The following is a 14,027-nucleotide window of genomic DNA, read 5'->3' on the forward strand; positions in this document are numbered from 1 at the left end:
CCGCCCAAATCCATCAGAACATGGCTTTGCCATATTCCATATCAGAAGTACCAAAATATTTTGCCAGAGTCTGGCCGATATCCGCGAAGGTTTCGCGGTGACCCAGCGAACCCGGTTTTACTTTCGGGCCGTAAACCAGTACCGGAATGTGTTCACGGGTATGGTCAGTACCGGTCCAGGTCGGATCACAACCGTGATCAGCGGTGAGGATCAGGATGTCGTCATCGCGCAGCAGAGACATCAGTTCCGGCAGACGGCGGTCGAACAGTTCCAGACCCGCAGCATAGCCTGCGACATCGCGACGGTGGCCCCAGGAAGAGTCGAAGTCAACAAAGTTAGTGAAGACAATGGTGTTATCACCCGCTTCCTTCATCTCTTTGATAGTGGCGTCAAACAGCGCGTCCAGGCCGGTCGCTTTCACTTTTTTGGTGATACCGCAGTTGGCGTAGATGTCTGCAATTTTACCGACAGAAACCACCTGGCCGTGTTTTTCATCAACCAGTTTTTGCAATACGGTCGGTGCTGGCGGTTCAACGGCCAGGTCGTGACGGTTACCGGTACGCTGGAAGTTACCGGCTTTGTCGCCGATAAACGGACGAGCGATAACACGACCGATGTTGTAGCCGCCGTTGGTCAGCTCTTCACGGGCGATTTCACACAGTTCGTAGAGTTTATCCAGACCGAAAGTTTCTTCATGGCAGGCAATCTGGAACACGGAGTCAGCGGAGGTATAGAAAATCGGCTTGCCGGTTTTCATGTGCTCTTCGCCCAGTTGATCCAGGATGACCGTACCGGAAGAGTGGCAGTTACCGAGGTAACCTGGCAGGTTAGCGCGTTCAACCAGTTTATCCAGCAGCTCTTGCGGGAAGCTGTTTTCGTGATCGGAGAAGTATCCCCACTCAAACAGAACCGGGACACCGGCGATTTCCCAGTGACCGGACGGGGTATCTTTACCGGATGACATTTCGTGCGCCCATGCGTACGCGCCGATAACTTCAGCGTTGCCGTCCATTCCTGCCGGAATGAAACCGGTAGAACCTTCATGTGCTTTCGCCAGCCCCAGACGGGTCAGATTTGGCAGATTCAACGGGCCTTTACGACCGTTATCAGCTTCGCCTTTGGCACAGGCTTCTGCGATATGACCCAGGGTGTCAGCCCCGACGTCACCAAAGCGTTCTGCATCTTCTGTAGCGCCGATGCCGAATGAGTCCAGCACCATAATAAATGCACGTTTCATATGTTCTCCGTACTCAGTGCTTCAAATTTAAATGATCAGATAAGTATACCGTTATTCGCTGATACGACGATAGACAGTTGGTGTGCTTTCCGGTGCTTTATCGGCAAGTTTAATTGCCGCTTTCACCGCTTTCGCCGCTTCCTGCCAGCTGTTTTCGTCTTTCGCGTGGATAACCGCCAGCGGACGCTGACCGTCTACCTGGTCGCCCAGACGCGCCATATCAGTAAAGCCGACGCTGTAATCGATGGTGTCAGATGCCTGACGGCGACCGCCGCCCATCGCAACCACTGCCATTCCCAGCGCACGGGTATCCATTTCACTGACAAAACCTTCGGTATCAGCATAGACTGCTTTCGTCAGCATCGCTGTCGGCAGATACTTCGCGTAGTTCTCAACGAAGTCGGTCGGGCCTTTTTGTGCTGCCACCATACGACCAAAGACTTCTGCCGCTTTACCGTTGTCCAGCACCGCCTGCAATTTTGCGCGCGCTTCGGCGTCATCTTTCGCCAGTTTACCGGAGATAAGCATCTCCACGCACAGCGCCATCGTGACATCAAACAGACGCGGGTTACGATACTCACCCGTCAGGAACTGCACCGCTTCACGTACTTCAACCGCGTTACCTGCACTGGAGGCCAATACCTGATTCATGTCGGTGAGCAGCGCGGTGGTGCGCACGCCAGCGCCGTTAGCCACGCCAACAATCGCTTCGGCAAGGGCTTCAGAGAGTTCGTAGGTCGGCATAAACGCGCCGCTACCCACTTTCACGTCCATCACCAGCGCGTCCAGACCTTCCGCCAGTTTCTTCGCCAGGATCGAGGCGGTGATCAGCGGGATGGAGTCCACGGTTGCGGTAATATCGCGGGTCGCGTAGAAACGTTTATCCGCCGGAGCCAGTGAGCTGGTCTGGCCGATAATCGCCACACCGACGTCTTTAATGATTTCGCGGAAACGGTTGTCATCCGGGAAGATGTCGAAGCCAGGGATGGATTCCAGTTTGTCGAGCGTGCCGCCAGTATGACCGAGGCCGCGACCGGAGATCATCGGAATGTAACCGCCGCAGGCTGCGACCATTGGCCCTAACATCAACGAAGTGACATCGCCGACGCCACCGGTGGAATGTTTATCAACAATCGGGCCATTCAGATGCAGGCTTTTCCAGTCGAGAACGGTTCCTGAATCTCGCATCGCCATGGTCAGCGAGACACGCTCCGGCATCGTCATATCGTGGAAGAAAATGGTCATCGCGAGGGCGGCAATCTGCCCTTCGGAGATAGTGTTGTCGCGAATGCCGTTGATAAAGAAACGAATTTCTTCATCGCTCAGCGCATGACCATCACGTTTTTTACGAATAATTTCTTGTGCGAGAAACAAGGTAACCTCCCGTGGAAAAGAGTATGAGGCGGATTTTGCCGGATGCGTCTACGCCTTATCCGGCCTACGGGTGATACGTCTCGTAGGCCGGATAAGCGCAGCGCATCAGGCGCAAAGCATCTTACTTAGTAGCTGCTGGCGCTCTTACCGTCGCCGTGGCCCAGCGCTTTCAGCAGGCTTGCCAGCAGGCTGGAAGCGCCAAAGCGGTAGTGACGCGCATCTGCCCAGTCAGCACCGAACAGTTCATCTGCGATGGCGAGATATTTCTGCGCATCTTCCGCAGTACGCACGCCACCCGCCGGTTTGAAACCAACGGTTTTCTCTACGCCCATATCACGGATCACTTCCATCATGATGCGCGCGCTTTCCGGCGTCGCATTCACTGCCACTTTACCGGTAGAGGTTTTGATGAAGTCGGCACCCGCTTTGATGGAGATTTCCGACGCTTTGCGGATCAGCGCTTCGTCTTTCAGTTCGCCGGTTTCGATGATCACTTTCAGCAGTACATTCGCTGCCGCGCAAGCCTCTTTACAGGCTTTCACCAGATCAAAACCAACTTGCTCGTTGCCCGCCATCAGCGCACGGTACGGGAACACCACGTCAACTTCATCAGCACCGTAGGCGATTGCCGCACGGGTTTCTGCCAGCGCAATTTCAATGTCATCATTACCGTGTGGGAAGTTGGTTACCGTAGCAATACGGATTTCCGGGGTGCCCTGCTCTTTCAGCGTTTTGCGAGCAATCGGGATAAAGCGAGGATAGATACAGATAGCAGCGGTATTGCCGACCGGAGTTTTGGCCTGATGACACAGGGCGATCACTTTCTCGTCGGTGTCGTCGTCATTCAGGGTGGTCAGGTCCATCAATTTCAGTGCACGCAGGCTGCTTGCTTTCAGATCAGTCATTTCATTCTCCTGGCTTGTCGCCAATAAAATTCACCTTGCGAGTTTGTTAGTATTCTAACATCGACTCCGCAACACACTTCGATATACATCACAATTAAGAAAATCTACTTACAAATTTGCATTACGGTAATGCGATCTGGTTCAAATAATTCACTTTCAAATGAATGCACCGGTGGTGACAAACGCATCAGGATCAAAGTGAACATCACGAAACTTCTTACAATGGCGCATCACCTTTGGCATAAAAGGAAAAGAAGATGCCCACTTCTCACGAGATTGCACTGCAACAACGTTGCCAGCAAATTGTCACAAGCCCGGTGCTTAGTCCGGAGCAGAAACGCCATTTTCTGGCGCTGGAAGCAGAAAACAATCTGCCTTATCCGCAGCTGCCTGCCGAAGCCCGCCGCGCGCTGGATGAAGGCGTAATCTGCGATATGTTTGAAGGTCATGCGCCGTACAAACCGCGCTATGTCTTACCCGATTACGCCCGTTTTCTGGCGAACGGTTCCGAATGGCTGGAGCTGGAAGGCGCGAAAGATCTTGATGACGCGCTCTCTCTGTTGACCATTCTTTATCATCATGTCCCTTCGGTCACATCGATGCCGGTCTACCTGGGGCAGCTGGATGCGTTGTTGCAACCGTATGTTAGAATTCTAACACAAGACGAGATCGACATTCGAATAAAACGTTTCTGGCGTTACCTCGACAGAACCCTGCCAGATGCCTTTATGCACGCCAATATCGGCCCGTCTGATTCGCCCATTACCCGAGCAATTTTACGCGCAGATGCAGAGTTGAAGCAGGTTTCACCGAACCTGACCTTTATCTACGATCCTGAAATTACCCCTGATGACCTGCTGCTGGAAGTGGCGAAAAACATCTGTGAATGTAGCAAACCGCACATCGCCAACGGCCCGGTGCATGATAAAATTTTCACAAAAGGGGGCTACGGGATTGTGAGCTGTTACAACTCACTGCCGCTGGCGGGGGGTGGCAGCACGCTGGTGCGCCTTAACCTGAAAGCCATTGCCGAGCGCAGTGAATCGCTGGAAGACTTCTTTACGCGCACTCTACCGCACTACTGCCAACAGCAGATCGCCATCATCGATGCGCGGTGTGAATTCCTCTATCAACAATCACACTTCTTTGAGAATAGCTTCCTGGTGAAAGAAGGGCTGATTAACCCTGAACGTTTTGTGCCAATGTTTGGCATGTATGGGCTGGCAGAAGCGGTTAACTTGCTGTGCGAGAAAGAAGGGATTGCCGCGCGCTACGGTAAAGAAGCCGCTGCAAATGAAGTGGGTTATCGCATCAGCGCGCAACTGGCGGAGTTTGTCGCCAATACCCCCGTGAAATATGGCTGGCAAAAACGCGCCATGTTGCACGCACAGTCAGGGATCAGTTCTGATATCGGCACCACGCCGGGCGCACGCTTGCCGTATGGCGATGAGCCAGATCCAATCACCCATCTGCAAACCGTCGCCCCGCATCATGCTTATTATTATTCCGGCATCAGCGACATTCTGACGCTCGATGAAACCATCAAACGTAATCCGCAGGCGCTGGTACAGCTTTGCCTCGGTGCCTTTAAAGCCGGAATGCGTGAGTTTACCGCCAATATCAGCGGTAACGATCTGGTTCGCGTTACCGGTTATATGGTGCGTTTGTCGGATTTAGAAAAATATCGCGCCGAAGGTTCACGCACCAACACCACCTGGCTGGGCGAAGAGGCCGCACGTAACACTCGTATTCTGGAACGCCAGCCGCGCGTGATAAGCCATGAACAGCAGATGCGCTTTAGTCAGTAAGATTATCCCCTTCTCCTGCGTTGACGGGCCAGGCAGTCGTCTGGCTCTGTTTTTGCAAGGCTGCAATCTGCGCTGCAAAAATTGTCACAATCCGTGGACGATGGGGCGCTGTAATGATTGCGGAGAGTGCGTGCCACAGTGTCCGCATCAGGCGTTGCAGATTGTTGACGGCAAAGTGCTGTGGAACGCTATGGTCTGCGAGCAATGTGATACCTGCCTGAAGATGTGTCCGCAACATGCCACGCCAATGGCGCAATCCATGAGCGTGGATGAGGTGCTTAGCCATGTCCGCAAAGCGGTACTGTTTATTGAAGGGATAACGGTGAGCGGCGGCGAAGCCACGACCCAGCTGCCGTTTGTAGTGGCGCTGTTTACTGCTATCAAAAATGATCCGCAACTGCGCCACCTCACCTGTCTGGTGGACAGTAACGGTATGTTGAGCGAAACCGGCTGGGAAAAATTGCTCCCGGTGTGCGACGGCGCGATGATCGATCTCAAAGCGTGGGGGAGCGCGTGCCATCAACAGCTAACCGGACGCGATAATCAGCAGATTAAGCGCAGCATCTGTTTGCTGGCAGAGCGCGGCAAGCTGGCGGAACTGCGTTTGCTGGTAATCCCTGGCCAGGTGGATTATTTGCAACACATCGATGAACTGGCGGCGTTTATCAAGGGACTTGGCAATGTTCCGGTTCGCCTGAACGCGTTTCATGCCCACGGCGTGTATGGCGAGGCGCAAAGCTGGGCGAGCGCCACACCGGAAGATGTTGAGCCGTTGGCTGATGCGTTACGGGAGCGCGGGGTGAGCCGGTTGATATTTCCGGCGCTGTATTTGTGACATGCCGGATGCGGCGTGAACGCCTTATCCGACACGAAAGACAAACTACCCACATACGTTAAACACCGCATACGTGTTATTAAGCAACACTTCGGCAATCTCATCCGCAGGTTCCGGGCGTAACTCGCAAAGCACAGCAAACACACGGGCAGCCTGCTCCGGGTGGTTAGGCTGCCCCTGAAAACCGTTGAGCGGCATATCCGGCGCGTCGGTTTCCAGCAACAACGATGCCAGCGGTAATCTTGCGATGACATCGCGGGTTTTACTGGCGCGTGGATAGGTGATAGTACCGCCTACGCCAATTTTGTAGCCCAGCTGTACAAACCGTTCGGCCTGCTGCAAGCTGCCGGAAAAACCGTGAACCACGCCAGTGCACGGCAAATCGTGACGCTTAAGATGCATCGCCAGTTTGTCGTGCGTGCGCCGTGAATGAAGGATCACCGGCAGAGCGTAGCGTTTCGCCAGTTTCAGTTGTTCGTCGAGCAACCACTGCTGCCTCTCAAATTGCGGATCGTCGCCAAAGAGATCCAGGCCGATCTCCCCCACCGCCACCACCTTCGCCGGACGCCTTTCCAGCGCCTGCTGTAACTGATCCAGCGATGCATCGTTATGTTTTTCCAACATACCCGGATGCAAGCCCAATGCGGCATACAGTGGCTGATAATTTTCCGCCAGTGCCAACACGCGGGCAAAATTTGCCGCCTCGGTTGCCGGAACAATGATCTTGCCTACGCCCGCTTGTGCCGCGCGTTGCAGGCTGGCCTCTTCATCGCCGCTAAACGGCGGGAAATCAAAATGGCAGTGGGTGTCGATAAAACGGCAAATCAAGCCAGATCCTCATTGTTAAATGTCGGGTCGTTCGCCTGCGGAGCGTCGCTCACTTCGGCAACCAGCGTATCGTTGGCGACTGGCGCAGGCGGAATGACTATCGATTCCGGCGTCACCACTGGCACCAGATGGCGGGTAAGCGGCGCTTTTTCAGTTAATAGCTTGCCAACCGTGGCGAGGAAATAACGACCGCATAAACGCCCAAGTTTATAGTCTTCGCGCAGTGCCGGAAGCCGACTACCGAGCGCAATACTATGCAATGGCTTCGGCGGATAAATTTCGAATATCCGCAGCTTGCCCGGTGGTTTCTCAATAAACTGCTGAATGTCACGATAGCTGGTTTCATGATGCTGCACCAGATTGACCAGCGGCTGCAGGCTACTGTCACCCAGCCAGCGTTCCATGCGCTTGAACCACTGCGGCGTGTAGTACATTTGTGACGGCACGGTGCGGATGACGACCAACGTTTTTGCTCCCTGCCTTGCCGCCTCTTTAACCGGAATCGCATCACTGATCCCACCATCCAGGTAGTTAATGCCTTCCAGCGACACTCCGCTACGATAAAAACCAGGTATCGCACTGGAGGCGCGAATCACATCCAGCCAGTTTTGTTTGGTTGGTAAAAAGTAATTCGGCGCGTAGTCATCCTGACGACAGGCACACATATAAAAGGATTTACCGCTGTCAAACAGCCGCGCGGCGGTGTCCATTTGCAACGGCATCTGGCTTGCGGTGGCCTCCACCAGCCAGTCGAGATCGATAAGATTTCCTCCACGTACAAAGCGCACTGGATCGAAAAATTCGCGTTTTGTGGTATAGCGCATGATGACTTTGCGCGCGTAACCGGGCTGATTGCAGATATATGCCGAAAGGTTCTGCGCCCCGGCAGATGTGCCGAGATAAAGATCGAAAGGATTAAACTGCGCGCGCATAAACTCATCCAGCACACCAGCCGTGAAAATTCCACGCTGCCCGCCGCCTTCGCACACCAGAGCAATTCGTCCAGGCTGGAACGGCCTTAGCGACAACGGCGCAATATTACCAAGCGTTACAGGTATTCGCTGCCCCACCTCTGCCTTCCTGTTTTTGTTGTGAAAGACTGACAAAGTAACGCAATTTATTATTCGCTAAAACCGCAAAAGCCAGTCCGCTGGACTGGCCTTGTATAAAATTTTCTTAATAGTTTGAAATCTAGGGTCGTTTTCGGCCCATAAACAAACTCACCAGGAACAGAATAATCCCGACGACAAAGACAATTTTAGCTGCGCCTGCAGCGGTACCGGCCAGACCACCAAACCCAAGTGCGGCGGCGATTAACGCGATAACCAGAAATATGATGCCCCAACGAAACATAAGCGTCTCCTTTACCATAGTTAATGTCACCGCTTGATATGAGCGTGAAAATCACTCAATGCGATATTTTTAGTGTGGTGCACATCGCGCCTCCCGACAAAGTTCGGGAGAACGAATTACGACGAATTACTTAGTTTTCAGATCATTTTTAACGCTTTTCACACCATCTACCGCTTTGGCGATACTTTCAGCACGGTCGCTTTGTGCCTGGGAATCGACGGTACCGGAGAGCTGAACCACGCCGTCGGTGGTTTCAACTTTCACATGACGGGAAGGGACGATGTCATCCGCCAGTAGTTTGGCTTTGATTTCACTGGTGGTGGCGGTGTCACCCGCATAGCCCTTCACAGAACCTTCTTTAGCGTCGCGAACGTGCAGTTTGTCGCTGACAGAGGTCACGCCTTCAACGCCTTTCGCCACTTTCACAGCCTCTTCGGCCTGGGCCTGGCTTTCAACGAAACCACTCAGGGTCACCACTTTTTGATCGGTTTTGACAGAGATATCAGTGCTCTTGATGTTGTCATGATCCACCAGGGCCGCCTTCACTTTCGCGGTGATGGCGCTGTCATCCATGAAATTACCGACTTTATTCATAGAGCTATCGACTTTTTGCCCTGCGCTTTCATTGGTTGTCTGCGCGCTGTTTTCCGCAAAAGCAGAGCCGGTCGCGACGGCAGAGGTCAACATTACAGCCAGCAGAGTTTTCGAAATCTTCAGTCTTGTCATAGTCATCGATTTATTCCTGTATGTTTGCTCGTAATTTGAGCCAGGCAACACGAGGTTGCATTGCTGAAAGGGAGAGACTTCACCCTGTACAGAAGTCAATGGTCGCCATCACAAAAGCGATGAGTGATGAATAACGACCATTACAGCCTCTGAATCAGTTATTAATATCAATCGGATGACAGTTAACGGTTTTAAATACTGATATCTACGTATTGATCGGTATTTAAAGCCGTCAAAAATGTCATCACTTTGTTAAATATAGATCACAATTTTGAAACCGCTCGCCGTATCGACTAAAAAATGCGCAAACATAAGCAAAAGCGAATGTTTTAAGAACATTCCGCAAGCGGCTAATAAGGAAGGGAAATTGACAGGGCGCGGCGGTTACCGCGCCCTGGAGGCAAGAATTAATGCTCGCGGGTCTGGTGGAACTGAACGTCCGGGTAACGCTCCTGCGCCAGGCGCAGGTTGACCATGCTGGTAGCGATGTAAGCGAGGTTGTCGCCGCCATCCAGCGCCAGTTGGCTTTCGTTCTTACGCTTGAACTCTTCGAATTTCTTCGCGTCCGCGCATTCTACCCAGCGAGCGGTGGCGACGTTGACTGACTCATACACCGCTTCGACGTTGTATTCGCTCTTCAGGCGCGATACCACCACATCAAACTGCAGCACACCAACCGCACCAACGATCAGATCGTTGTTGGAGATCGGACGGAACACCTGCACCGCGCCCTCTTCGGAAAGCTGTACCAGCCCTTTGAGCAGCTGTTTTTGCTTCAGCGGATCTTTCAGCCGGATACGACGGAACAGTTCTGGCGCGAAGTTCGGAATACCGGTGAACTTCATCATCTCGCCCTGGGTAAAGGTGTCGCCGATCTGAATAGTGCCATGGTTGTGCAGACCAAGGATGTCGCCCGGATACGCTTCTTCAACATGCGAACGGTCGCCCGCCATAAAGGTCAGCGCGTCGGAGATCACCACATCTTTCGCGGTGCGCACCTGGCGCAGTTTCATGCCTTTTTCATATTTACCGGACACCACACGCATAAACGCCACGCGATCGCGGTGTTTCGGGTCCATGTTGGCCTGAATTTTAAATACGAAGCCGGTAAATTTATCTTCGCTCGCTTCTACGGTACGGGTATCGGTCTGACGCGGCATCGGCGCAGGCGCCCACTCCACCAGGCCATCCAGCATATGATCGACGCCGAAGTTACCCAGCGCAGTACCGAAGAATACCGGGGTGATTTCGCCCGCAAGGAACAGCTCTTTGTCAAACTCGTTAGATGCGCCTTTCACCAGTTCCAGTTCGTCACGCAGCTGCTGTGCCAGATCTTCACCGACAGCTGCGTCGAGATCCGGGTTATTCAGCCCTTTAACAATGCGGACTTCCTGAATGGTGTGGCCTTTACCGCTCTGATAGAGATAGGTTTCATCTTTATAAAGGTGGTAAACGCCTTTAAACAGCTTGCCGCAGCCAATCGGCCAGGTGATCGGTGCGCAGCCGATTTTCAGCTCGTTCTCAACTTCATCGAGCAGCTCCATCGGGTCGCGGATATCACGGTCAAGTTTGTTCATAAAGGTGAGGATCGGTGTATCGCGCAGACGGGTAACTTCCATCAACTTACGGGTACGATCTTCAACACCTTTTGCAGCGTCGATAACCATCAGGCAGCAGTCCACCGCCGTCAGGGTACGATAGGTATCTTCCGAGAAGTCTTCGTGCCCCGGGGTGTCGAGCAGGTTAACCAGGCAATCGTGATACGGAAACTGCATCACAGACGTAGTAATGGAGATCCCACGCTGCTTTTCCATCTCCATCCAGTCCGACTTAGCGTGCTGGTTGGAACCACGGCCTTTTACTGTACCGGCGGTCTGAATGGCCTGTCCGAACAGCAGCACCTTCTCGGTGATGGTAGTTTTACCGGCGTCCGGGTGAGAAATAATGGCAAAAGTGCGGCGCTTCGCCACCTCTTGCAAATAAGGAGACAACGTCATAATTCTTTCTTCTTGAGTAAGCGGCATCGCGCCGCGCTTGTTGAAAACGAAAAATTGCGGCTATTTTACCCATCAACGGGGGGGAGGCAATCAGTGTTTACACAGGAGCTGCTCCAGTTCGTGCAACGAAGAAACGGTCCAGGTGGGCGCGATGCCTTCTGGTTGCTCGCGATTGTGCGCATTCAGCCAGCAGGTCGCAAGCCCGGCGTTGATGCCACCGAGAATATCGGACTCGGCAGTGTCGCCAACCATCAGCACGCGTGAACGGTCAGGATTGCCCGCCTGTTCCAGCGCATAATCGAAAATTTTCTTATTCGGTTTGGCAACGCCAACTTCTTCGGAAATCACCAGCAAATCGAAGTAATCACGCAGGCCCGTGCGTTCCAGACGCACTTGCTGCAAGGCGCTAAAACCGTTGGTGATTATGCCGATTTTGGCGTTACCACGAATGGCGTTAAGCAGGGAAACCGCGCCCGGCAGCGGCGTGCAGATTTCTGCCATCGCATTAATAAAGGCATCGTTGAGTTTACCCGGCTCGACGTTCAGCCGTTCGGCCCAACTTTCAAAACGCCCGTGCTGAAGCTGTAATGAAGTGATCGCGCCGTTTTGATAATCCACCCACAGTGGCTTGTTAACGGCCTGATAGTCCTGAAAATCCTCAGCGGTAAAGGTGACGCTGTAGTCAAGAAACATCCGCTGCAAGCCGGTGAATGAGTCAAAGGTAAACAGCGTTTCATCGGCATCAAAGAAAATCCAGTCCCACTTCATTATTCCACCTTGTCTTACATACTGATTGGCAACGCCATGATGATGGCGTCTTCGCGACCGTCCGTGGTGGGGTAGTAATTGCGGCGAATCGTCGCCTCGTTAAAGCCTAAACTTTCGTACAGGGCAATGGCGGCAGCGTTTGAAGCACGGACTTCCAGCCATAGCGTCGCCACGCCGCGTTTTTCCAGTTCGTCGATCAGATGTTCCAGCAGCGCCCTTCCCAGCCCCTGACGCTGATAGTCGGGATCGACCGCAATATTGAACAATGTAGCTTCATCCAGCACCACTTGCGTAATCGCAAACGCCGCCATTTTGCCGTTTTGCGTTAACTGAAAGTTGAGATAACGCTCGCCCTGATTGCTGGCAAACGTTTTTTCACTCCACGGAAAGGCGTGGGCGCGTTGTTCAATGTGGAAAGCCGCTGGTAAATCAGTCGTTTCGAGGGAAGAAATCGTGTTCATATGTGCAAATTTGTTGCCATAATGCGGCGCGTGCCGTTGGGTTTGCCCGTAATTCGGTGAGCGCCGGTGATGCCACCTGAGCGCCTTCCAGTGATAGCGGTTCGTCAGTACCCAACCGCCAGCTGTTGCAGCGACTGCCTTGCGGCAGCATCGCGATCCTATCTGGCGTCAGTTGCAGCACTTGATCGGGGCTGACGGTTAATGCACGCAGAACGTCGCTCACCAGGGGATCGGTCAGGGCGGGAAGATCGTTTGCCACCATCACCAGACGGACGTGTGCCGGGATCGCAATGGCAATCTCCCCCTGCAACGCGCCAGGGCGACGCAGCGACCACTGGGTAATGCCCAGTTGCTGTAACTGCCAGTCTCGTCGGGATGTCATAGCGAATCGCTCCTGTTGTCAGGGGCGCAAATATAGCAAATTCGTCGATACCGCGCCAACATATGGCTATAATCGCCGCCAGTATCAATTGAGGAGCATTCCATGTCTGCATTTACCCCGGCAAGTGAAGTCTTGCTGCGTCACAGTGATGATTTCGAACAAAGCCGTATTCTGTTTGCCGGAGACTTACAGGATGACCTGCCCGCGCGTTTAGATACCGCGGCCAGCCGTGCTCATACCCAGCAATTCCACCACTGGCAGGTGTTAAGCCGCCAGATGGGGGATAACGCCCGTTTTAGTCTGGTCGCCACAGCGGATGATGTCGCAGATTGCGATACGCTGATTTACTACTGGCCGAAGAATAAACCAGAAGCCCAGTTCCAGTTGATGAATTTACTTTCTCTGCTGCCGGTGGGGACGGATATTTTTGTCGTTGGCGAGAACCGCAGCGGCGTGCGCAGCGCCGAGCAGATGCTGGCAGATTATGCGCCGTTGAATAAAGTCGACAGCGCCCGTCGCTGTGGGCTCTATTTTGGTCGTCTGGAAAAACAGCCGGAGTTTGATGCCGATAAATTCTGGGGCGAATACAGCGTTGATGGCCTGACGGTCAAAACACTGCCTGGCGTGTTTAGCCGCGACGGTCTGGATGTCGGTAGCCAGTTGCTGCTCTCGACGTTAACTCCGCACACCAAAGGTAAAGTGCTGGATGTCGGCTGTGGCGCGGGCGTGCTTTCGGTTGCCTTTGCGCGCCATTCGCCAAAAATTCGTCTCACTCTGTGCGATGTCTCTGCGCCAGCGGTAGAAGCCAGCCGTGCGACGCTTGCTGCCAACGGTGTTGAAGGTGAAGTCTTTGCCAGCAACGTCTTTTCCGAGGTGAAAGGTCGTTTTGATATGATCATCTCCAATCCGCCGTTCCACGATGGGATGCAAACCAGCCTGGATGCGGCGCAAACGCTGATTCGCGGCGCGGTGCGTCATCTTAACAGCGGCGGCGAGCTGCGAATTGTAGCGAACGCCTTCCTGCCTTACCCGGACGTGCTGGATGAGACATTTGGCTTCCATGAAGTTATCGCGCAAACCGGGCGCTTCAAGGTATATCGCGCCATTATGACCCGCCAGGCGAAGAAAGGTTAAGTATCTGGCACCTGTCGCCGCATGTCGTGTTGGATGCGGCGTGAACGCTTTATCCGACCGACAAACGAATTATCCACAATCCGCTGATGGCCATTTTTCCAGCAATTACACATCAGGCGATAATTAACTATTGACGAAAAGCTGAAAACCACTAGAATGCGCCTCCGTGGTAGCAATTCTTTTTTAAGAATTGATGGTATGCGAAGGTGGCGGAATTGG

At 53.3% G+C, this 14,027-nt stretch carries 14 protein-coding genes; 3 read left to right on the forward strand and 11 right to left on the reverse strand.

Going from position 1 to position 14,027, the window contains the following annotated elements; translation table 11 throughout:
• Positions 1–13: 13 nt before the first annotated feature.
• From deoB to deoC, 3 genes are all read right to left on the reverse strand, one after another.
• The gene (gene deoB, locus FEK46_RS12330) at positions 14–1,237 is read right to left on the reverse strand and encodes a phosphopentomutase (protein WP_000816471.1); all 1,224 of its coding nucleotides are present in this window, start codon (positions 1,235–1,237) and stop codon (positions 14–16) included.
• A gap of 51 nt (positions 1,238–1,288) precedes the next feature.
• Positions 1,289–2,611: a thymidine phosphorylase gene (deoA, locus tag FEK46_RS12335; protein ID WP_000477811.1), complete on the reverse strand. Its 1,323-nt coding sequence runs from the start codon at positions 2,609–2,611 to the stop codon at positions 1,289–1,291.
• 125 nt (positions 2,612–2,736) lie between these two features.
• Positions 2,737–3,516 carry a deoxyribose-phosphate aldolase gene (gene deoC, locus FEK46_RS12340; protein ID WP_001295412.1) on the reverse strand — a complete coding sequence of 260 codons (780 nt, stop codon included), beginning with the start codon at positions 3,514–3,516 and terminating at the stop codon, positions 2,737–2,739.
• A 257-nt stretch (positions 3,517–3,773) separates the two neighbouring features.
• On the opposite strand from deoC, the gene FEK46_RS12345 reads away from it, so the two are divergent.
• Positions 3,774–5,324 (forward strand): YjjI family glycine radical enzyme, encoded by a 1,551-nt coding sequence (locus FEK46_RS12345; RefSeq protein ID WP_130204778.1) that lies wholly within the window; start codon positions 3,774–3,776, stop codon positions 5,322–5,324.
• Positions 5,296–6,159: a YjjW family glycine radical enzyme activase gene (locus tag FEK46_RS12350; RefSeq protein ID WP_135560104.1), complete on the forward strand. Its 864-nt coding sequence runs from the start codon at positions 5,296–5,298 to the stop codon at positions 6,157–6,159. Before FEK46_RS12345 ends, FEK46_RS12350 begins: the two co-directional genes overlap by 29 nt.
• A 45-nt stretch (positions 6,160–6,204) precedes the next feature.
• Here FEK46_RS12350 and FEK46_RS12355 read toward each other — a convergent pair whose 3' ends face one another.
• The 8 genes from FEK46_RS12355 to holD form a co-directional block, all read right to left on the reverse strand.
• Positions 6,205–6,987: a metal-dependent hydrolase gene (locus FEK46_RS12355; RefSeq protein ID WP_135560105.1), complete on the reverse strand. Its 783-nt coding sequence runs from the start codon at positions 6,985–6,987 to the stop codon at positions 6,205–6,207.
• Positions 6,984–8,057, reverse strand: coding sequence for a patatin family protein (locus FEK46_RS12360; protein ID WP_130204772.1), 1,074 nt, complete (start codon positions 8,055–8,057; stop codon positions 6,984–6,986). The genes FEK46_RS12355 and FEK46_RS12360 overlap by 4 nt, the downstream gene beginning before the upstream one ends.
• Before the next feature lie 121 nt (positions 8,058–8,178).
• On the reverse strand, positions 8,179–8,340 hold the full coding sequence (locus FEK46_RS12365) for a DUF1328 family protein (protein WP_000490275.1): 162 nt from the start codon (positions 8,338–8,340) through the stop codon (positions 8,179–8,181).
• A 126-nt stretch (positions 8,341–8,466) separates the two neighbouring features.
• Entirely contained in the window at positions 8,467–9,072 is a 606-nt protein-coding gene (gene osmY, locus FEK46_RS12370) for a molecular chaperone OsmY (protein WP_130217540.1), read from the reverse strand.
• A gap of 401 nt (positions 9,073–9,473) precedes the next feature.
• Positions 9,474–11,063, reverse strand: a complete 1,590-nt coding sequence (gene prfC / locus FEK46_RS12375) for a peptide chain release factor 3 (RefSeq protein WP_000175943.1) — start codon at positions 11,061–11,063, stop codon at positions 9,474–9,476.
• Between the two features lie 90 nt (positions 11,064–11,153).
• The gene (gene yjjG, locus FEK46_RS12380) at positions 11,154–11,831 is read right to left on the reverse strand and encodes a pyrimidine 5'-nucleotidase (RefSeq protein ID WP_000870705.1); all 678 of its coding nucleotides are present in this window, start codon (positions 11,829–11,831) and stop codon (positions 11,154–11,156) included.
• A 14-nt stretch (positions 11,832–11,845) separates the two neighbouring features.
• Positions 11,846–12,292, reverse strand: coding sequence for a ribosomal protein S18-alanine N-acetyltransferase (rimI, locus tag FEK46_RS12385; protein WP_001092450.1), 447 nt, complete (start codon positions 12,290–12,292; stop codon positions 11,846–11,848).
• On the reverse strand, positions 12,261–12,674 hold the full coding sequence (gene holD / locus FEK46_RS12390) for a DNA polymerase III subunit psi (protein WP_130204768.1): 414 nt from the start codon (positions 12,672–12,674) through the stop codon (positions 12,261–12,263). Before holD ends, rimI begins: the two co-directional genes overlap by 32 nt.
• A 102-nt stretch (positions 12,675–12,776) precedes the next feature.
• Between holD and rsmC the strand changes: the two genes are divergently transcribed.
• Positions 12,777–13,808, forward strand: coding sequence for a 16S rRNA (guanine(1207)-N(2))-methyltransferase RsmC (rsmC, locus tag FEK46_RS12395; protein WP_001272309.1), 1,032 nt, complete (start codon positions 12,777–12,779; stop codon positions 13,806–13,808).
• The last annotated feature ends 219 nt before the right edge of the window (positions 13,809–14,027 follow it).

Origin of the sequence: Escherichia sp. E4736, assembly GCF_005781225.1 — a bacterium.
In the GTDB taxonomy this organism is placed as follows: Bacteria; Pseudomonadota; Gammaproteobacteria; order Enterobacterales; family Enterobacteriaceae; genus Escherichia.

What these genes read in the sequence shown, in the direction of transcription:
- holD (WP_130204768.1), bottom strand. Translation starts at nt 12,674, where the DNA reads ATGACATCCCGACGAGACTGGCAGTTACAGCAACTGGGCATTACCCAG.
- deoB (WP_000816471.1), bottom strand. Translation starts at nt 1,237, where the DNA reads ATGAAACGTGCATTTATTATGGTGCTGGACTCATTCGGCATCGGCGCT.
- FEK46_RS12345 (WP_130204778.1), top strand. Translation starts at nt 3,774, where the DNA reads ATGCCCACTTCTCACGAGATTGCACTGCAACAACGTTGCCAGCAAATT.
- yjjG (WP_000870705.1), bottom strand. Translation starts at nt 11,831, where the DNA reads ATGAAGTGGGACTGGATTTTCTTTGATGCCGATGAAACGCTGTTTACC.
- FEK46_RS12365 (WP_000490275.1), bottom strand. Translation starts at nt 8,340, where the DNA reads ATGTTTCGTTGGGGCATCATATTTCTGGTTATCGCGTTAATCGCCGCC.
- rsmC (WP_001272309.1), top strand. Translation starts at nt 12,777, where the DNA reads ATGTCTGCATTTACCCCGGCAAGTGAAGTCTTGCTGCGTCACAGTGAT.
- osmY (WP_130217540.1), bottom strand. Translation starts at nt 9,072, where the DNA reads ATGACTATGACAAGACTGAAGATTTCGAAAACTCTGCTGGCTGTAATG.
- rimI (WP_001092450.1), bottom strand. Translation starts at nt 12,292, where the DNA reads ATGAACACGATTTCTTCCCTCGAAACGACTGATTTACCAGCGGCTTTC.
- deoC (WP_001295412.1), bottom strand. Translation starts at nt 3,516, where the DNA reads ATGACTGATCTGAAAGCAAGCAGCCTGCGTGCACTGAAATTGATGGAC.
- FEK46_RS12350 (WP_135560104.1), top strand. Translation starts at nt 5,296, where the DNA reads ATGAACAGCAGATGCGCTTTAGTCAGTAAGATTATCCCCTTCTCCTGC.
- prfC (WP_000175943.1), bottom strand. Translation starts at nt 11,063, where the DNA reads ATGACGTTGTCTCCTTATTTGCAAGAGGTGGCGAAGCGCCGCACTTTT.